The following is an 18,740-nucleotide window of genomic DNA, read 5'->3' as shown; positions in this document are numbered from 1 at the left end:
CTGAAAGTTAGAGGTGGATGCAATGGGGAATAAATATGTGGTGGTCGATTTGGAGACAAATGGGAATTCACCTAAAAAAGGAGATCGGATCATTCAGTTCGCGGCAGTCGTGATCGAGGATGGGAAAATAGTAGAGGAGTATTCCTCCCTGTTGAATCCTCTGCAGCCGATTTCACCATTTATAGAGGAACTTACAGGCATTAATGACGAAATGGTCGAAGCTGCCCCGTTATTTGAAGAAATAGCTGAAAAGGTGCAGTCCTTATTAAAGGATGCCTATTTTGTTGCACATAATGTCATGTTTGATTTGACTTTTTTATCGGATGAATTAGAGCAGGCTGGGTTTGAAGCATTTTATGGTCCGATTATTGATACAGTGGAAATGGCTAGAATCCTGTTTCCGACAGCAGACAGCTATAAGCTGACAGATTTGGCCATTCAAGAAAATATTGAACATAATCGTCCGCATCAAGCGGATAGTGACGCCTATGTAACGGCAGAGCTTCTATTAATTATGCTGAATAAGATACAAGGCTTGCCGCTAGCAACAATTAGACAATTAGAGGGTTTAAGCGGCGCGTTAAAAAGCGATCTTGATCAGCTGCTAGACAATATCGCTATTCAAAAGGAGAGTAAGCTGCCCTATATTCGAGAAGGGCTGGAGCTGTACAGAGGATTGGCACTTCGGTCAGATGAAAAGGATAAGTCAGCAAAGAGCAAGCAAGAATACATAGATTTTGACAGGAATGAAGTAGAAAACAGGATGACGCAAGTGCTGCCTAACTATGTTACAAGATTAGGACAGCAGGAAATGATCACAGATGTTCTTCACTGTTTTCAAACAGATCTTCACGGTTTAATTGAGGCTGGAACAGGTGTGGGTAAATCACTTGCTTATTTAATAGCAGCTGCATTTTTTGCGAAAAAAGAAAACAAACAAATCGTTGTTAGCACTTTTACTACACAGTTGCAGGAACAGCTTACCCGCAAGGACTTGCCGCTCTTAGCGGAAATTCTTCCATTTGCTGTTGGATATACGGTGCTAAAAGGACGCAATCATTATATCAGTTTAGATAAATTTGAGGTTTCCCTTAAAGAGCAGGATGACAATTACGATGTGATTTTAACAAAAATGCAAATCCTGATCTGGCTTACAGAAACGAAAACAGGAGATAAGGATGAACTGAACCTGTCAAGCGGCGGTATGAAATACTGGCATAAAATTAAAAATGACGGTAATTTTTCTCTGTCTTTTTCTAAAGAATGGGCACCGAAGGATTTTTATCGGCGGACAAGAAATGCAGCGCAAAAAGCGGATATTATTATTACAAACCATGCGCTGTTGTTACAAGACTTGTCTGGTGACAAAGGGCTGCTTCCGAATTATGAATATGCGGTCATTGATGAAGGCCATCACTTTGAAAAGAATGCCACGAAACATTTTGGCCATCAATTCTCTTATTTCGGCACAAAAATGAGCATTCAATCGATAGGAACATATGAGCAGAAGCAGCTCTTTTACAAGCTGTATTCAAAAGAGAAGAATTTGGAGTACACAGATAAAAAGAAGCTGAACAGACTGCTTTCCGATTTGCCGCTTGAACTAGAGGAGCTGTTTAGAACTATCTTCCGCTATGCGAAAAAAACTGGCGGCAAATCGAACAGCCCTAAAGCGAGCATCCGCATCAAAAGAGATGATTCCATTCAGTGGCAGCAAGTAGAGATTGTTGCAGAGCGGTTCATCTTTTTGCTGAAGGATTGTAAAGATGCGATTATACAATTAGTGGACGCTCTATACAGCACACATGATGCAGCTCCCCTTAGTGCAGACCAAGTAATGGCTGCAGACAGAATAAAGGCAATTATGGATGAATGGGATAAATACATGCTGACACTGCGCCATATTTTTTTACGGGAGGAAGACAGCATTGCTTGGCTTGAAGTCGACTGGAAAAACTTTCCGAATCAGGCTATTCTCTACGCCCAGCCTCATTCTGTAGCGGAAATACTTCAGCAGACCCTTTTTGCTCGGAAGAAAAGTGTCGTGTTTGCTTCTGCGACATTGACGGTTAACAACCATTTTGAATACTATGCAAACGGACTCGGGCTTTCCAGTATTAAGCATTTGGAGAAGCAGATTCCTTCTCCGTTTGAGTATGATAAGCAAGTCAGACTGATTGTACCAGATGAGGTTCCAGATATAAATAATGTGCCGCTTGATGAATATATCGAGGCAGTAACAGGACATATCATTTCCATTGCAGAAGCTACAAGCGGGCGGATGCTGATTTTATTTACGTCCAATGAGATGCTGAAGAAGACGTATGAAATGATTAAAGCAAGAGGAAGCCTGCCAGATTATGCGATATTGGCTCAAGGAATTACAACTGGCAGCAGAATGAGGCTGACGAGGAATTTTCAGCGCTATGACAAGGCGATTTTGCTTGGCACGAACAGCTTCTGGGAAGGAATTGATATTCCGGGAGAGGATCTGACCTGTTTAATTATTGTAAGACTTCCGTTCTCCTCTCCAGATGAGCCGTTGAATGAAGCCAAGAATGAACGTATTAAGTCTATGGGCGGCAATCCGTTTTTGGAAAACAGCTTACCAGAAGCAGTCTTAAGATTTAAGCAAGGATTCGGCAGGCTGATTAGGACCGAAACAGATAAAGGGTTTATTGTAATCCTGGACAGAAGAATCATAACAACCACTTATGGAGAGCTCTTTTTAGAGTCCATTCCCAAAGTGCCCGTAATCAGAAAGAAGTTAGATGAAATTGAATTTTTTATCAAGGAATGGATTTAATGGATACTGTATTGTGTTAAAATAATAGACGAAATATCCAAGCAGTCTTTATACTAGAGGCTGGAGCTAAGACTCCGGCCTCTATGAAAAATAAAAAACATAAATAAAGAAGTGATGAAATGAAAAAGTGGATTTGGTCTTTTATCGGCCTGGCAGTTGTTGTACTCGGAATTGTCATCTATACATATACAACAGCTCATCAGCCAGTATCCAAGGCTCGTGAGACCGCAGAAAAAATAGCAAAAGAAGAAGCAGGCCTTGTCAGCATGGATAATTTTTCTCTCTATAACGGCAATGACAGTTACTACGTAGTAGAAGGAAAAAATAAGGATAAGGAAGATATCGTTGTGTGGATTGAAGAAAAAAGCCATGCGGTGACGGTCAAAAATAAAAAAGATGGGCTGACAAAACAGCAAGTCATTAATAAACTATCATCGGAGAGGGAGCTTTCATCCATTGATACAGTCCGTCTTGGCATGCTTGAAGGTCTTCCTGTTTGGGAAGTGTACGCCCACACAGATGATGATTTAATCAATTATTTTTATTTTGATTATGAAACAGGAGAATTGCATAGAAATATTGAAAATATTTAGAAGTGTACAAAATTTTAGCAAGCATTACGCCATTAAGCTAAAAAAGGGCTCTCTTAACAGAGAGCTTCGCAGGAATATATCTGAATTTTTTAAAGAATGGTATTTGGAGGAGAAAAACAATGAATGTTCAATTAGCAAAAAGAGTAAGTGCTTTAACCCCATCAACGACTCTTGCGATTACGGCAAAAGCGAAATCCTTGAAGGAAGAGGGACATGATGTCATCGGATTGGGAGCAGGCGAACCTGATTTCAACACTCCTCAAAATATCATCGATGCAGCTGTGAAAAGCATGAATGAAGGTCACACAAAATACACGCCGGCAGCTGGCCTGCCGCTTTTGAAAAAAGCGATTATCAACAAGCTGCAAAGAGACCAAGGCCTAAGCTATGAGCCTAATCAAATCATTGTTACGAACGGAGCAAAACACGGCTTATACACATTATTTCAAGTGCTGCTAGATGAAGGGGATGAAGTAATCATTCCTATTCCTTATTGGGTAAGCTATCCGGAACAAGTAAAGCTTGCTGATGGTGTGCCGGTTTTTGTAAATGGAGTGGAGGAGAACGAGTTCAAGATTACTCCTGAACAGCTGAAATCAGCTATTACACCAAGAACAAAAGCAGTGATTATAAATTCGCCAAGCAATCCGACAGGCATGATTTATTCGAAAGAAGAATTGCTTGCCCTTGGAGAGATTTGTCTAGAGTATAATATTCTGATTATTTCAGATGAAATATATGAAAAATTGGTATACGGAGATAATGAGCATGTATCCATTGCTTCTCTTTCTCCAGAGTTGAAGGAAGCGACTATTGTCATCAATGGTGTGTCAAAATCCCACAGCATGACAGGCTGGCGCATCGGCTATGCAGCAGGGAATAAAGCAATTATTTCCGCTATGACAAACCTTGCGAGCCACAGCACTTCCAATCCAACAACTCCTTCCCAATATGCAACGATTGAAGCATATGAGGGGCCGCAAGACTCTCTGGAAGAGATGAAAGCTGCATTTAGCGAAAGGCTTGATATCATCCATAAGAAACTGAATGATATCCCTGGGATTACTTGTCTGAAGCCGAATGGCGCATTCTACTTATTCCCTAATATTGAGAAAGCGGTCGAGCTTACTGGATACGCAGATGCAGATAAGTTCGCAACTGCTTTGCTGGAAGAAGCGCTAGTAGCAGTTATCCCAGGATCAGGGTTTGGTGCTGATAACTATATTCGCTTATCTTATGCAACATCATTGGAATTGCTTGAGAAGGCTGTGGATAGAATTCATCGCTTTGTTGAAAGCAAAGCAGCAAAAGAAACGGTATAAAACGATGAAGCGGCAGGCTGGACTTGCCGCTTTTTTTGTACTGCGAACAGAATTTTCTGCAAAATAATCCTTTCAGCGATTATGTTGATTGTGATTGTCAAGAAGGGTATAATGTTATGATAGATAGCAAGTAAAACTATGTAAAAATGACTCGGCATTTGTAAAGAAATGTTGCATTTTTAACGGAAATTCCTAAAGCATGCTCATGCTTTAGCTTTAATTTAACCCTTGGGTTTGCTATTACATATCATTTTGATTTTATCGTTTTTGGAGGAGTATATTGTGATTAAATCAACTATAGCTGAATTACCGAAACATGTTGATAAAGAAGTAAAACTAGGTGCTTGGATTGCTAATAAGCGTTCAAGCGGCAAAATCGCCTTTTTACAGCTGCGTGACGGCACAGGTTTTGTGCAAGGTGTAGTGGTGAAAAGTGATGTGGCTGAAGAAGTTTTCCAAGCTGCGAAGTCTGTAACACAGGAATCATCTGTTTATGTTACTGGAAAGGTACAAAAGGATGAGCGCTCACCATTCGGTTATGAGCTTCTTGTTACTGGCGTTGAGGTAATCCATACATCTGTAGATTACCCGATTACACCAAAAGAGCACGGAACAGAGTTCTTAATGGACAACCGCCATTTATGGCTTCGTTCAAAACGTCAGCACGCTGTTATGAAAATCAGAAATGAAATCATCCGTGCGACCTATCAATTCTTTAACGAAAATGGCTTCTCGAAAGTCGATCCGCCAATTTTGACAGGCAGTGCTCCAGAAGGTACAACAGAATTATTTGCAACTAAATATTTCGATGAAGATGCTTACCTTTCTCAAAGCGGACAGCTGTATATGGAAGCAGCAGCAATGGCATTAGGAAAAGTATTCTCATTTGGCCCGACATTCCGCGCAGAAAAATCTAAAACACGCCGTCATTTAATTGAGTTTTGGATGATCGAGCCGGAAATGGCTTTTTATGAGTTCGAAGACAACTTAGTTGTTCAAGAGGAATATGTCTCCTTTATCGTTCAATCTGTTTTGGCAAATTGCCAGCTTGAATTGAAAACATTGGGAAGAGATGTGTCCAAGCTTGAACAAATTAAAGCGCCATTCCCAAGAATCAGCTATGATGATGCAATTAAATTATTGCATGAAAAAGGCTTTGATGATATTCAATGGGGAGATGACTTTGGGGCACCTCATGAAACAGCAATTGCTGAAACTTACGATAAGCCTGTTTTCATTACGCATTACCCAACATCACTAAAACCATTCTACATGCAGCCAGACCCTAACAGGGACGATGTTGTTTTATGTGCTGACTTGATTGCACCTGAAGGCTATGGTGAGATTATCGGCGGCTCTGAGCGTATTCATGATATGGACTTGCTTGAAAAACGTGTTCAGGAACATAACTTGGATGCAGAAACATATAAATGGTATTTAGAGCTTCGTAAATACGGTTCTGTGCCACATTCCGGTTTTGGTTTAGGGTTAGAAAGAACAGTAGCATGGATTAGCGGTGTAGAACATGTCCGTGAAACGATTCCGTTCCCAAGATTGTTAAACCGTTTGTACCCATAATAATAAACATAAAAGGGAAGAATGCATCGATTAGAGATGATCCATGCATTCTCCCTTTCGTTTTTTTAGAAGGACACTTGTGTTTCCTTCAATTGCCTGTATATCCACGATACAAGCAGTACCCTTTTGTATGCTATACTAGATTAGAGGTGTTACAATGAATAAATCAGTTATGCTAAAATGGCTCCAAGAAGGAAACATCCATATTCCAACCACACTTCTAACCCATTATCATGCACTTAAACTTAATGAAAAGGAACTAGTTCTTTTGCTTCAAGTTCTTGCTTTTTTAGATAAAGGAAATGAATTTCCGACTCCGACAGAAATTGCAGCAAATATGTCTATTGATGCAGTGGAATGTCATGAACTGCTAAGTCAGCTTATTCGCCGAGGATATATCGCTATTATGGACGGCGAAAATGATCATGGCATCCGCTTTGAGCGTTATTCTGTAGAACCGCTGTGGGAAAAGCTGATTGATGAATATTTGGCTGCAGATAAAAAAGAAGAAGCAGTGCTCGATCAGAAAAAAGAAACAGATCTTTACACATGCTTTGAACAAGAGTTCGGCAGACCGCTTTCGCCGTTTGAAATTGAGACTTTAGGTATGTGGATTGACGATGATCACCATGATACAGTCATCATTAAAGCTGCCTTAAAAGAGGCTGTTATTTCTGGGAAACTGAACTTCCGCTATATTGACCGAATATTATTTGAGTGGAAGAAAAACGGTATTAAGACAATACAGCAGGCCAAAAGCCACGGAAAGAAGTTCCGTTCTTTTCAAAACAGCAACAAGGAGCAGGAAGAAGCACCAACAAAGTCTGTTCCCTTTTACAATTGGCTGGAACAGTAACATTTTAGAGACTGTTAAAATTCTCTTTTCTTAAAGGAAAATAAGAATGACAGTCTTTTCTTGTGTGAACTATCAAACTATTATATGGAAAAATCATGTGAGCCAAAGAGCATCTCTTTGGCGAAAACTAGCAAAAAGGGCTGAAGAACATGTTGAAAAAAGATCAGATTAGACATTGTCTTGATGTGATGGGCGAAATGTTCCCAGAAGCACATTGCGAGCTTGTCCATGCAAATCCGTTTGAATTAGTCATTGCAGTTGCTTTATCTGCACAATGTACGGATGCACTAGTTAATAAGGTTACGAAAAACTTGTTTCAGAAATATAAAACGCCAGAAGATTATTTGAGTGTTCCGTTAGAAGAGCTTCAAAATGATATTCGGTCTATTGGCCTATTTCGAAACAAGGCGAAAAATATCCAAAAGCTGTGCCAAATGCTACTGGAGAACTATAATGGCGAAGTGCCGAAAGACAGGGATGAATTAATTAATCTTCCTGGGGTAGGAAGAAAGACCGCAAATGTTGTTGTGTCTGTTGCCTATAATATTCCGGCAATTGCTGTTGATACACATGTGGAAAGGGTAAGTAAAAGGCTTGGTTTTTGCCGCTGGAAGGACTCTGTTCTTGAGGTAGAGAAAGCGCTGATGAAAAAGGTACCAGAAGAAGAATGGTCAGTCACTCATCATCGCATGATATTCTTCGGCAGATACCATTGTAAAGCCCAAAATCCTCAATGTGAGGCTTGTCCGCTGCTGACAGAATGCAGAGAAGGCAAAAAAAGAATGAAAAAGGCCGGTGTCCTTGTATGACAAGTCTCGTTATAGTGGATATTCCTGCGGAAATTAAGCATATTGCTCTTGATCCGAAAGAAGGGAAGCTAGAGGTGTATGATACGGAAAGCTTTCAAGTAAATCGGCCTTTTATGCATGAGGCAGCTTATTACCACGGGCTGAACACTCTTTACCCATGGCATCCTGACGAGCAAAAAGCTTGTATAACAGCCATTTTTAATCTTTGGAAAGAAAAAAGGACAGAGATAGAGGCTGCGATTCAAAAAAAAGATAAGGACGTAACCGTACGTACAGTCAAAACAGGGGTCCGTCTTTTCCTTGAATGTTTGTACTGGACGAATGACAGTCCTGTTCATCTGCAAAAGGGCCTTATTGCAAACGAGCTGTCGGTTAAGCCCTTTAATGCAGAAGAGAGGCTTACCTTTATTTTATCAAGACCTGGAGGCTACCATTCCTACCGCCAGCTGGATGAGCTGTTTAAAGAACTGGAAAAACAGTTTGCGATAAAAATGATTAAACGCAAATAAAAAATCGTTCCCCTTCAAAAGGAGAACGATTTTTTTATTATGGCGTTGTGGCGCTTTGCTCTGATTGGTCTGCAGAAGAATCATCTGACTGTGTGGACTCATCCGCCTCATTCTCATCAGGCTCGTTTTCGTCAGGTTCGTTTTCATCTGCTTCCTCATCTGAGTTATTGCCGTTGTTACCATTACCGTTGCCATTATTATTGTTGTTACCATTACCATTACCGTTATTGCCATTTTCATTGTTGCTGTTGTCGGTTTCCTCTTCACCTGTATTTTCATCATCGGTCGTTTGGCCATCGTCAACTGTTTCATTTTCTTCCTCTGCAGGCTGTTCTTCCACCTTGGCAGGAATTTTGACCGATGCTGATACAGCGTCGCTTGTCATGTCACCGCTCTTAGCTGTAATGGTGAATGAATACGTGCTGTCAGGATCTGGTTTGGCAATCTTAATGCTCGTATCAGATGTTGTTGTAAGCTGTTCAGAAGCGCCGCCGTTAATGCTGACACTTACATCAAACTTCACATCACTTGTATCACCGTAGCTCCAAGACACATTTACTTGATCATTGTCTTTATCATAGGAAGCTTTAGCATTTTTAGCTGGATCGAGCTTATTGTATTTCTCAGATACTTTCTGGACGATATTGCCTTTGACCGCATATTCAGTCATGATTTGACTGCTTGGCGTGTAGCTGCTCGCAAGTCGTGCTGGATATGTGCCTTTTTCGATGCTGACTTTTTCCACGCTGTCAGGCATTTTGAAATCAGCTGTTTCTACATCCTGCGAAATATATTGCATGATGTTTTTAAATAGCAGCTGGGCAATCCGCTGGTCATTGCTGACAGTATTGGAGCGCAAGTAATTTTTCCTCTCAGCGTATCCAGTCCAGACGGCCATCGTGTAATTCGTTGTATATCCTGCGAACCAGGCATCAGGTGACGCACCGGCCGGAATTCCATATTTTTGCATCTCATCAGATGAATAGTTTGTCGTACCAGTTTTTCCTGCCAGCGGCAAGCCTGGAATATTAGCAGTAGATCCTGTGCCATATGCTGAGTTAACAACACTTTTCAGCATATCTGTAATCATAAACGCTGTGTAATCCTGCATGGCCACTTCAGATTCTGGCTCCATATTGATTTTCGTGCCATCATTCAGCTTAAAGTAGCGAACAGCATGAGGGGTATTGTATACACCTTCATTACCAAAAGCACTGTATGCACCTGCAAGCTGAAGTGTGGTAATCCCTTTATCTTCCCCGCCGATTCCTCCAATTGAATAGGATTCATATGCGTTCTTAAGAGGGATACCCAAGTTGTTGGCAAACTCTTTCGCATTATCAGCACCAGCTGCACGGAATGCTTCTAATGCCGGGATGTTTCTGGATCTTGCCAACGCCTCACGGATGGACATTGAACCAAGAAACTTATTATCAAAGTTATTGATTGGTGTTTTGGCAGCATCATTATACGTTGTCGGTTTATCCTCAATCGTTTCATATGTGCCCCATTTTAAATATTCTATTGCTGGACCATAGTCTAGGATCGGTTTAATAGTCGAACCAGGCTGACGCGGATTTTCTGTTGCATAGTTGAAGCCGAGCTTCACATCAGGATCACGGTCGCCGCCAAGTGCGAGAATGCCGCCTGTTTTCGTATCAAGCAATGTAATCCCTGCTTGGAACTCCTCATCCGGGAATTCAACGACATTGCCTTCATACATCACCTGATCTACATAATCTTGAGCTTTCGTATCTAAAGTTGTATGAATTTCCAATCCGTCTGTATATACATTGACATCTGGGTATTTTTCTTCAATTTCCGCAATGACTTGCTTAATGTATGGATCGTATTTCATATCAGACGTTTCTCTGTTATCTTCCGCTACAAGAGAGTCTGCAAGCGGTGTTGCCTGAGCTTCTTTCATTTCCGCTTCTGATATATATCCATGCTGGTTCATCAGCGACAAGACGATATTGCGACGCTGTTCAGCACGGTCCGGGTTTTTGAACGGATTATAAGCGTTCGGTGCCTGTGGCATTCCGGCAAGCGTCGCTGCTTCTGGCAATGTCAGCTCATCTAGTTCTTTGTCAAAATATACCTTTGCCGCAGTTTTAATTCCGCTCATATTCTCAGACATGAAAATCTTGTTTACATACATTTCGAAGATTTCCTGCTTTGTATACTTGCGTTCAAGCTGAATGGCAAGCCATGCTTCCTGCGCTTTACGCGACAGCGTTTTTTGCGGCTGGTTGAAGAAGAAGTTCTTTACAACCTGCTGTGTGATTGTACTTGCACCTTCTGAACCAAAACCGTTGGTGAAGTTCGCGATAACCGCACCGCCTAAACGGATTGGATCAATTCCATGATGCTCAAAGAATCGGGAGTCTTCTGTTGCGATAACCGCATTTTTCACAAGGTCTGGGATATCTTCATATTGGACATAATCTCTGTTAACAGCCCCAATCTTCTCAATAGGGTTATCATCCTTGTCATAGATAGTTGAAGAGATGGAGTCCTTTAAGACGCTTTCATCAAGCTCCGGAGCATCCTTCACCATGACAGCAAATGTGATGCCGCCTGCAATAATGCCGACTATACCAAGGCTGATCAGCACAAGGAAAATCCGTTTAAAGATCTGCTTGGCGCCTTTTTTGTTCTTTTGCTTTTTATCTTTAGGCTTTTTCTCCTTCGTTTTTTTAGTATTCGCCGATTGGAGCTGCCTGCGCCGCTCCTCTCTCGTTTGGTATTTATCTGTCATACTAGTTCCTACCTTTCTTTTCCAAAAACAAACAACAAAGATATCGCTTAATCGAAGCTATAAAGATAATCTATTACTCTAATATAGTCAATCCTCGCCTGAAAGCCAAGTGCTATCGGATGGGCAGTGTTTATTAGCTCTTCCTTCGTTATGGACTTTCTTCCTCCATCTAGCATTCTATCCCAATAAATGAAGAGCTTTTCTGCCTCTAAATAGAATATCTCATCTGATGAAGAAAATCGAATAATTACAAAACAGATTCCATTTTGGTCACAAACAGACCGCATATGTTTGATTTGGTGGTCATGGAAGTTATTCAGGGGAAAAGAGGTCCCGTGCTTTGTTTCCTTAGCCTCAAAATCAATGTATTTGCCTTTATATACCCCATTATAGTCTGTTGTAGATGCCTGTTTAAAGTAAGCCTCTTTTATGACTGCCGCGCTTCTTTTCGGGTAGTCAACCTTTACGATTTGTAATGGAGTTGGCTTTTTGTGGATGACTGCTTTGCCCAGTTCTAAGTAGTATTGGTTTGTTATGTTGATATCTTCTTCAAGTGTCATGCCCCGGTTGCTGTAGCTGTGCTTTTTGCTGGCGGAGCTGTTCGTTTTTAATTTAGGTATATACTTTTTTCCGTTTGGATAATGAAGTTTCACATTTTCACCTCGCAGCTTTTAACCCTAAGAAAGAATAACTTCATGATAACAACAAACAATATAACATAATTTCTGAAAAAGAGGTGTCTTTTGTGGTAGGTATAAATGAGCATTTCTTATCAACTGAAGAGAAGGAGCTAATAAAAGACATACGCTGTTTAACAGAAAAAAATAACTTAGATAATATTACGAGAACAGACAGTTATCTCGAATATTATACCATGAATAAAGAAATCCAATGGTCACTCCTTGCAAGCCTCGTGTCAAGGAATGCGGGCTGGAATATGTGCGACTTGGCTGGAAGCTGGTTTCCCTTGTCTTTAAACGAGAAAACTCGCCTCAATTTATTTGCTACGTATGAACGGGCAAACTGGATGATTTTTCAAGATGCATACCCACAGCTGCTTCTCTATGAGTATTCGACGAAAAGAAGAGCGCCAATGTTTCATTTACTTAAATATTTTTCTGTTTCCACTTTTATGGAAAAGGAATGGCAGCATTATTGGCAGTATGGGAATAAAAAAAGGCTTGTCTTCAGCCTGATCATCAATGAACAGAATGTCATTGAAAAACCAATCATTAAAAATAAGCTGTTCCAAAAAGAGGTTTTTCATACATTCGCCTATAGGTTTCAAGATTTCTGGCATTTCAGTTCCGTGTTTTTCCCAACACTTAATGGAGACATATATGGAAGGAGTGTCTCATCATTCAGCTCATTGGATCGCCGCATTCAGCTTGGCAAAGAATTATATGCCATTTTGTTTAATACAAGGCTAAATGAGTCTTTTCTGCAATTTGCACTAAATATACCACATACAGGTTCACGGGCTGATTATGAAAAATATGTTTACCCTCGGCACCGCAAAAACACGCCCATGCTTAGGACGAGCTATCCTGTTTTTATACAAAAGGAAACGAGCGGAAATGATTGGAGTATTCATACAAGAGTGAAGGCCAAATGGAAAAAAGACAGTGTCCAAGTGGAACTAGCGCCTATGACAGAGTGGTACAAAAGAAAACAGGAAAAGCTTCACAGGATGATAAAGCTAGAAACTTTTCTTGCTGGCATTTTTTAAACTAGAGAAGCTTTGCTGTCGAAATGAAGAAGGTCGATTGGAGAATTCCCGCTTTCTTTGACGAATCCCTTCTAGTTTTGTCAGGCATGCAGGACTTAACAGGGAAACAGAGAAATCAGTATACACAATAAGCATGGAGGGGATTAGATGTCTGTTTATAATAAAGAGGAATTGATGAATTTACTGGAAGGAATACAGGAAGACTTAGTAGAACTCGACCAGTTATTACAGGATAGGAATACTGCCTTGACTAACGACATCATGCTGCATGAACAAACGCTCGACCACTTGGAAGGAGCGTTGGCCTCCTTTGAAGACAGATGCTTAACTTCCCAAAACGAATCAGATTATAATCAACACCAACCGTATATGAGCAGCCTTTCATTAAAACTTGAACTAGGATCATAAATTCACTAAAATAAAGAAAAACATGTTTTACGTTATATTGGAGTGCAGCTATGACAAATTTTCAGCGTTTAAAAGAGCTTACAGAAGAATTACAAGAAAGTGCTAATTACTTGGTGGACATCTTTCAAAAAGTAAAATCGACAGGAGAAAGCGAAGATTTTTACGAGGTTGTCAGACCATATGCCAATAAAGTGGCAGAATGGAATGCCGAGTGGAAGGATCTTGCTGAAGAGTGGGTGAAAACAGAAAAACCCCTTTATCTGCATCCAAGCCAAATAAGCACAGCTTCTGATCATCTGGAGGTTATCTCGATACAAGCCTTTTTCAAGGAGACGAGTAAAAAAAGATTTTTAGATTCAGCAAAATCAGTGCAATTTATTTTACAGACTGTTTTAGACAGACTGTAAAAAAAGATAACCATAATGTTTCTGCCGTTTATGAAGCTGTATAAAACCAGCCTCAAAATAAGGAGCATTATTTTTTTTTGCTTCCTTTTCCCTTTTAGCAGTTAGGCACCATCTAGGCATTTTATACATAAGATAAAAGAGGGCTGCATGAATAGGAGGGGATATATATGCATCAAAACATAAATATGCATGGACATTTAACAAACAGTGGGCGTGCTTATATGAACGGCTATGCTTCTCACCCCCAAAACGTCCAAACGTTTGACCGTACATTTAATCCATATATGAATCAAGGATGGAACCCAATGATGAATCAGCATTATCCAGGGTATTACGGTAATGATGTGAACCAGCAGCATCAAGCTTTTGGCGGTTATGAGCAAAGCTATTTTCATCCGCAAAATGCTTATAAGCCAAATACCCAAAATGTGTTTCAAAACCCGCTTCACCAGCAAGAAGAAATGTATCAGCCGATGATGCAGCAAAGCATGCACCAGCAGTATATGAATCCATATCCGAAACAATCGTTTAACCAGAAAAAACAAGGCAATTTCAAAGGCTTTATGAACTCATTTAAATCACAGGACGGGTCCTTAGACTTCAATAAGATGCTAGATACAGCTGGAATGATGATGAACGCCATGAACCAAGTAACAGGAGTTGTCAAAGGTGTTGGAGGAATATTTAAAGTATAGTCATCTGTGAAAAAAAACTTGCTGCAGATTTGCAGCAAGTTTTTGCTTTTTCTTTTCACCTTACCAGCGATTAGCTTTTGCATTTCGACGTAGGATAAGATTATTCCTAGACATTTCCGTATGCCCGTTTACTTGCGACTTGGAACGTTTAGGTCTAGTCCAATTATGATGAAATAGCTCAGAATGAGGATCCAAATTATCTTTGTAACTCATCAAATCACCTCTTAGCAGGATTTAAAGAAAAAGGAATGCCCAAAAAGGAATGATCCTTTATGGAACATTCTTTAGTATGCGTCTAATTCAAATTTTTACTCTAAAACAGTTATCTATTATGAAAGGATATTTATTTTTTTACCTTTTTGTTTTTTGACTCGTATTGTTAAAAGACCGTTCTGATAGGAAGCTTTCACTTTCTTTTCATCAATAATATAGGGAAGAGCGATTGTTCGGGAGCTTTTTTTGTAAGTTTGGCTTTTATGAACGAGTTGCTGGTTTTCATTCTCCTCTTGCACTAATTCTAAATGGGTGACACTGATTGTTAAACGATAATCAAATACATCAAGATGAATTTGCTCTTTATTAATACCTGCAAGCTCCGCTTTTATTATATGTTCATCTGCTGTTTCGTTGACAGAAACGGGGAAGGACATATTGGGAAAGGGATTGCTAAAGAATTCATCCATTGACTGCAGGAAATTCTTAACAGGTCTTTCTTGGAAAAATTGATTCATGGATTTTTTTATTAACTGAAACGGCGCTTGCTTTTCAGGATTGTTTTTTCTCGGTTCAAAAGGGAATTGTGATGACATGCTAGCACATCCTCCTTTATATAGGTTTTTGTGAATAGTTTATGCATCAAACATTTGTGGGTGCTTAACTATCTAGACGAAAGGTTGGCAAATCTTAAAATACATGTTTTTAAATACAGGAAAAATAGCTTAAAATATACGTAAGACGTTTAAAAAAGGAGTTAACAGTTATGGGAACAATATCGATAGATAACCGTGAGCTTAACTTTGTGGAGCAAGGCAGAGGCAATCAACAAACAGTTGTCCTGCTTCACGGCTTTTGCGGAAGTACAGAATATTGGAAAAAAATGATGGCGCCACTTTCAAGTAAATATCATGTAATCGCCATGGATTTACGCGGTCATGGCAAATCAAGCTTTGACGGCGAAGCATTCGAAATGGAGGACTTAGCCCGTGATGTTCAAGTGCTTCTAAATACCCTTGAAATTGACACTGTCCATTTATTCGGCCACTCCCTCGGCGGATATGTTACATTGGCTTTTGCTGAAAATTATCCCAATAGACTTAAAAGCTATGGCCTGATTCATTCCACTGCTTATCCGGATACAGATGAGGGCAAAGCAGGCAGGCTTAAAGCGATTGAAAAGATTCAGGACTTAGGAATACATGCGTTTATCGACGGTCTTATTCCGAACCTGTTTGCAGCAGATTATAAACTCGTAAACAAAGAGGAAGTTTTGGAAGTGAAAGAAATCGGCTATAAAACAGATCCTCTTGCAGCAATGGAAACATTAGCAGCAATGAGAAAACGTCCAGATCGCAATGCTGTCATCGACCAGCAGTCTTTCAGGTTTTTACTCGTACAAGGGAAATTTGATAAGGTGGTTCCAGCTGACCGTGCTGTTCGTTCCTCTGCACCATATGTAACAGTAAAAGTACTAGATGCAGGCCATATGGGCATGTTGGAAAATCCAGAAGAACTGCATTCACTCTTGACCGATTTTATTGATAGCAGTACAAGCTAATTTACTCTGCAGGTAATTTCTGGATAGATTGAAAAAGATTCGCTTGAAAGAAAAATTGTATAAATGCATAAACGTCATACTATGTTAAGGATTATCATTCATAAGACCGTAACAAGAAGCAGGGCCTAACTTACGTCAGGCCCTTTTTCTTTGCATTTATATGCTGGAAAACCAAACGTTTATTCGGTATATTATGTACAAGAGGTGAATGAAGACTCATGATAAGGAAAAAATCCCTTTCTGAATTAATAGAGGAACTAAAGAAGAATGAAAACATTATTAACTGGCAGGAGATTGAGCCCAAGGAAGCTTCCGTGCGGCCAATGCCTGACAGTGTTGATCATAGAATTAAACTTGCCCTTCAAAAAAGAGGGATTGGCGAGCTCTACAGCCACCAATACTCAGCATATGTAACCTTAAAAAAAGGAGAGAATATTGTGGCTGTAACACCGACAGCCTCAGGGAAAACATTATGCTACAATCTTCCTGTTCTCCAATCAATTGCTGAAAATGACGCAAACCGTGCTCTTTACATCTTTCCGACTAAGGCGTTAGCACAGGACCAAAAGAGCGAATTAAATGAGATAATTGAGGAGATGGGCATTGATATTAAAAGCTATACGTATGATGGCGATACATCCCCAAGCATACGCCAGGCTGTCAGGAAAGCCGGCCATATTGTAATAACAAATCCTGATATGCTTCACTCTGCAATCTTGCCTCATCATACAAAGTGGGTCAGCTTATTTGAAAACCTTAAGTATGTGGTTATAGATGAACTTCATACATATAGAGGCGTGTTTGGCAGTCATGTTGCCAATGTTATTCGCCGGCTTAAACGAATTTGTAAATTTTACGGCAGTGATCCTATTTTTATTTGCACATCTGCAACGATAGCAAATCCAAAGGAACTCGCTGAGCAGTTAACAGGCAATCCTATGCGTCTAATTGACAATAACGGAGCACCGCGCGGAAGAAAGCACTTTGTTTTTTACAATCCGCCGATTGTAAATAAACCGTTGAATATTCGCAAAAGCGCCACAGTCGAAGTCAATCAGCTGGCAAGAAAGTTTTTAAAGAATAAAATTCAAACAATCGTGTTCGCACGCAGCAGGGTTAGGGTCGAAATTATATTGAGTCATATTCAGGAGCTTGTTAAAGACAAAATCGGATCAAGGTCCATTAGAGGGTATCGGGGAGGCTATCTTCCGAAACAGCGCCGTGAAATTGAGAGAGGTTTAAGAAACGGTGAGATTTTAGGGGTAGTAAGTACGAATGCACTCGAGCTGGGCGTTGATATCGGACAGCTGCAGGTTTGCATCATGACCGGATACCCAGGCAGTGTTGCCAGCACATGGCAGCAGGCAGGACGTGCTGGCAGAAGACATGGCGAGGCCTTAATATTAATGGTTGCCAGCTCAACGCCGATTGATCAGTATATTGTTCAAAATCCAGAATACTTTTTTGACAGATCACCAGAGTCAGCACGAATCAATCCAGAGAATCTAATCATTTTAGTGGACCATTTAAAATGTGCAGCTTATGAGTTGCCCTTCAAAGACAATGAAGAATTCGGGCCGCTTGATGTGAAAGATATTTTGGAATATTTAGTAGAAGAACGAGTAATACATCAAAATGGTGATGCTTTTTACTGGGCAAATCAGTCATTTCCAGCGGGAAATATCAGTTTGCGTTCTGCTTCTCAAGAGAATGTCGTCATAATTGATCAGTCTGAGACTGCCAGTCATAAGATTATTGGCGAAATGGATCGGTTTAGTGCCATGACCTTATTGCATGATGAGGCAATATATCTTCATGAAGGTGTTCAATTTCAAGTTGAAAAGCTCGATTGGGAGCATAAAAAGGCATATGTCCGCGAAGTGGACGTCGAATACTATACAGATGCTAATTTAGCCGTTCAGCTAAAGGTGTTGGAAATTGATAAAACCGAAACGAGAAAGAAGACAGCTATCCATTATGGTGATGTTTCCATTAATATCCTTCCTTCTATCTTTAAGAAAATCCGGTTGACAACATTTGAAAATATCGGCTCAGGACCGATTCATCTGCCAGAGGAAGAGCTTCATACAAGTGCCGCTTGGCTTGAGTTGAAAGAAATTGATGAAAATCTTGGTGAGAAGACATTAGAGCAAGTGTTGTTAGGAATCTCCAATGTGCTTCAGCATGTTGTTCCAGTCCATGTTATGTGTGACCGAAATGATATCCATGTTGTTTCTCAAATAAAAGCAAATCATACAGGATTGCCGACCATTTTTCTTTATGATCACTATCCTGGCGGAATCGGGCTTGCAGAAGACGTTTATAAGCGTTTTGACCAAGTAAAGGCCGCAGCGAAAAACTTAATTCAAAGATGCCCTTGCAAAGACGGCTGTCCGGCTTGTATTGGAACAGAAATAGAAGGGATTGCTGCAAAGGAAAACAGCATCAGGATTCTCGATTTGTTTTAATCTGTCCGTTTACTTTTTTTATGTT

17 protein-coding genes are annotated in these 18,740 nt (G+C 40.2%); 13 read left to right on the top strand and 4 right to left on the bottom strand.

What is annotated here, in order from left to right; translation table 11 throughout:
• Window positions 1-22: 22 nt before the first annotated feature.
• The 7 genes from dinG to L8T27_RS12320 all read left to right on the top strand — a co-directional run bounded on the left by dinG (window position 23) and on the right by L8T27_RS12320 (window position 8,473).
• On the top strand, window positions 23-2,806 hold the full coding sequence (gene dinG / locus L8T27_RS12350; protein WP_237941653.1) for an ATP-dependent DNA helicase DinG: 2,784 nt from the start codon (window positions 23-25) through the stop codon (window positions 2,804-2,806).
• A 119-nt stretch (window positions 2,807-2,925) separates the two neighbouring features.
• Window positions 2,926-3,399 carry a cell wall elongation regulator TseB-like domain-containing protein gene (locus tag L8T27_RS12345; protein WP_237941652.1) on the top strand — a complete coding sequence of 158 codons (474 nt, stop codon included), beginning with the start codon at window positions 2,926-2,928 and terminating at the stop codon, window positions 3,397-3,399.
• Window positions 3,400-3,518: 119 nt separating this feature from the next.
• Window positions 3,519-4,721: a pyridoxal phosphate-dependent aminotransferase gene (locus L8T27_RS12340; RefSeq protein ID WP_237941651.1), complete on the top strand. Its 1,203-nt coding sequence runs from the start codon at window positions 3,519-3,521 to the stop codon at window positions 4,719-4,721.
• Between the two features lie 285 nt (window positions 4,722-5,006).
• Complete coding sequence (asnS, locus tag L8T27_RS12335) at window positions 5,007-6,299, top strand: asparagine--tRNA ligase (RefSeq protein ID WP_233314722.1); 1,293 nt, start codon at window positions 5,007-5,009, stop codon at window positions 6,297-6,299.
• 157 nt (window positions 6,300-6,456) lie between these two features.
• Window positions 6,457-7,155, top strand: coding sequence for a DnaD domain-containing protein (locus L8T27_RS12330; RefSeq protein ID WP_237941650.1), 699 nt, complete (start codon window positions 6,457-6,459; stop codon window positions 7,153-7,155).
• Between the two features lie 149 nt (window positions 7,156-7,304).
• Window positions 7,305-7,964 (top strand): endonuclease III, encoded by a 660-nt coding sequence (nth, locus tag L8T27_RS12325; protein WP_237941649.1) that lies wholly within the window; start codon window positions 7,305-7,307, stop codon window positions 7,962-7,964.
• Window positions 7,961-8,473 (top strand): YpoC family protein, encoded by a 513-nt coding sequence (locus tag L8T27_RS12320; protein WP_233313389.1) that lies wholly within the window; start codon window positions 7,961-7,963, stop codon window positions 8,471-8,473. Before nth ends, L8T27_RS12320 begins: the two co-directional genes overlap by 4 nt.
• A gap of 37 nt (window positions 8,474-8,510) precedes the next feature.
• On the opposite strand, the gene L8T27_RS12315 is transcribed toward L8T27_RS12320, so the two are convergent.
• The gene (locus tag L8T27_RS12315) at window positions 8,511-11,234 is read right to left on the bottom strand and encodes a PBP1A family penicillin-binding protein (protein WP_237941648.1); all 2,724 of its coding nucleotides are present in this window, start codon (window positions 11,232-11,234) and stop codon (window positions 8,511-8,513) included.
• 47 nt (window positions 11,235-11,281) lie between these two features.
• Complete coding sequence (gene recU / locus L8T27_RS12310) at window positions 11,282-11,887, bottom strand: Holliday junction resolvase RecU (protein ID WP_233313391.1); 606 nt, start codon at window positions 11,885-11,887, stop codon at window positions 11,282-11,284.
• Between the two features lie 92 nt (window positions 11,888-11,979).
• Here recU and L8T27_RS12305 point away from each other — a divergent pair, with 92 nt between their 5' ends.
• From L8T27_RS12305 to L8T27_RS12290, 4 genes are all read left to right on the top strand, one after another.
• The gene (locus tag L8T27_RS12305) at window positions 11,980-12,963 is read left to right on the top strand and encodes a DUF2515 family protein (RefSeq protein ID WP_237941647.1); all 984 of its coding nucleotides are present in this window, start codon (window positions 11,980-11,982) and stop codon (window positions 12,961-12,963) included.
• Window positions 12,964-13,110: 147 nt separating this feature from the next.
• The gene (locus L8T27_RS12300) at window positions 13,111-13,371 is read left to right on the top strand and encodes a hypothetical protein (RefSeq protein ID WP_233313393.1); all 261 of its coding nucleotides are present in this window, start codon (window positions 13,111-13,113) and stop codon (window positions 13,369-13,371) included.
• A 50-nt stretch (window positions 13,372-13,421) separates the two neighbouring features.
• A complete protein-coding gene (locus L8T27_RS12295; RefSeq protein ID WP_233313394.1) occupies window positions 13,422-13,778 on the top strand; it encodes a YppE family protein in 357 nt (118 codons plus the stop codon).
• Between the two features lie 167 nt (window positions 13,779-13,945).
• Window positions 13,946-14,473: a YppG family protein gene (locus L8T27_RS12290; RefSeq protein ID WP_233313395.1), complete on the top strand. Its 528-nt coding sequence runs from the start codon at window positions 13,946-13,948 to the stop codon at window positions 14,471-14,473.
• Between the two features lie 60 nt (window positions 14,474-14,533).
• Here the strand turns inward: L8T27_RS12290 and L8T27_RS12285 are convergent, their stop codons facing one another.
• Entirely contained in the window at window positions 14,534-14,686 is a 153-nt protein-coding gene (locus L8T27_RS12285; protein WP_233313396.1) for a YpzG family protein, read from the bottom strand.
• A 116-nt stretch (window positions 14,687-14,802) separates the two neighbouring features.
• Complete coding sequence (locus L8T27_RS12280; protein WP_237941646.1) at window positions 14,803-15,282, bottom strand: Hsp20/alpha crystallin family protein; 480 nt, start codon at window positions 15,280-15,282, stop codon at window positions 14,803-14,805.
• A 170-nt stretch (window positions 15,283-15,452) separates the two neighbouring features.
• Between L8T27_RS12280 and L8T27_RS12275 the strand changes: the two genes are divergently transcribed.
• Window positions 15,453-16,247, top strand: a complete 795-nt coding sequence (locus tag L8T27_RS12275; RefSeq protein WP_237941645.1) for an alpha/beta fold hydrolase — start codon at window positions 15,453-15,455, stop codon at window positions 16,245-16,247.
• Between the two features lie 221 nt (window positions 16,248-16,468).
• On the top strand, window positions 16,469-18,715 hold the full coding sequence (locus L8T27_RS12270; RefSeq protein WP_233314723.1) for a DEAD/DEAH box helicase: 2,247 nt from the start codon (window positions 16,469-16,471) through the stop codon (window positions 18,713-18,715).
• Window positions 18,716-18,740 lie beyond the last annotated feature (25 nt).

Source organism: Niallia sp. Man26 (genome assembly GCF_022049065.2).
Taxonomy (GTDB): Bacteria; Bacillota; Bacilli; order Bacillales; family Cytobacillaceae; genus Niallia.
The sequence above is the reverse complement of the archived record's forward strand: the minus strand, read 5'-3'. Positions and strand labels throughout refer to the sequence as shown.

Coding starts and splice junctions, on each gene's coding strand:
- dinG (WP_237941653.1), top strand. CDS start 23: ATGGGGAATAAATATGTGGTGGTCGATTTGGAGACAAATGGGAATTCA.
- L8T27_RS12345 (WP_237941652.1), top strand. CDS start 2,926: ATGAAAAAGTGGATTTGGTCTTTTATCGGCCTGGCAGTTGTTGTACTC.
- L8T27_RS12340 (WP_237941651.1), top strand. CDS start 3,519: ATGAATGTTCAATTAGCAAAAAGAGTAAGTGCTTTAACCCCATCAACG.
- L8T27_RS12330 (WP_237941650.1), top strand. CDS start 6,457: ATGAATAAATCAGTTATGCTAAAATGGCTCCAAGAAGGAAACATCCAT.
- nth (WP_237941649.1), top strand. CDS start 7,305: ATGTTGAAAAAAGATCAGATTAGACATTGTCTTGATGTGATGGGCGAA.
- L8T27_RS12320 (WP_233313389.1), top strand. CDS start 7,961: ATGACAAGTCTCGTTATAGTGGATATTCCTGCGGAAATTAAGCATATT.
- L8T27_RS12315 (WP_237941648.1), bottom strand. CDS start 11,234: ATGACAGATAAATACCAAACGAGAGAGGAGCGGCGCAGGCAGCTCCAA.
- L8T27_RS12300 (WP_233313393.1), top strand. CDS start 13,111: ATGTCTGTTTATAATAAAGAGGAATTGATGAATTTACTGGAAGGAATA.
- L8T27_RS12295 (WP_233313394.1), top strand. CDS start 13,422: ATGACAAATTTTCAGCGTTTAAAAGAGCTTACAGAAGAATTACAAGAA.
- L8T27_RS12290 (WP_233313395.1), top strand. CDS start 13,946: ATGCATCAAAACATAAATATGCATGGACATTTAACAAACAGTGGGCGT.
- L8T27_RS12285 (WP_233313396.1), bottom strand. CDS start 14,686: ATGAGTTACAAAGATAATTTGGATCCTCATTCTGAGCTATTTCATCAT.
- L8T27_RS12280 (WP_237941646.1), bottom strand. CDS start 15,282: ATGTCATCACAATTCCCTTTTGAACCGAGAAAAAACAATCCTGAAAAG.
- L8T27_RS12275 (WP_237941645.1), top strand. CDS start 15,453: ATGGGAACAATATCGATAGATAACCGTGAGCTTAACTTTGTGGAGCAA.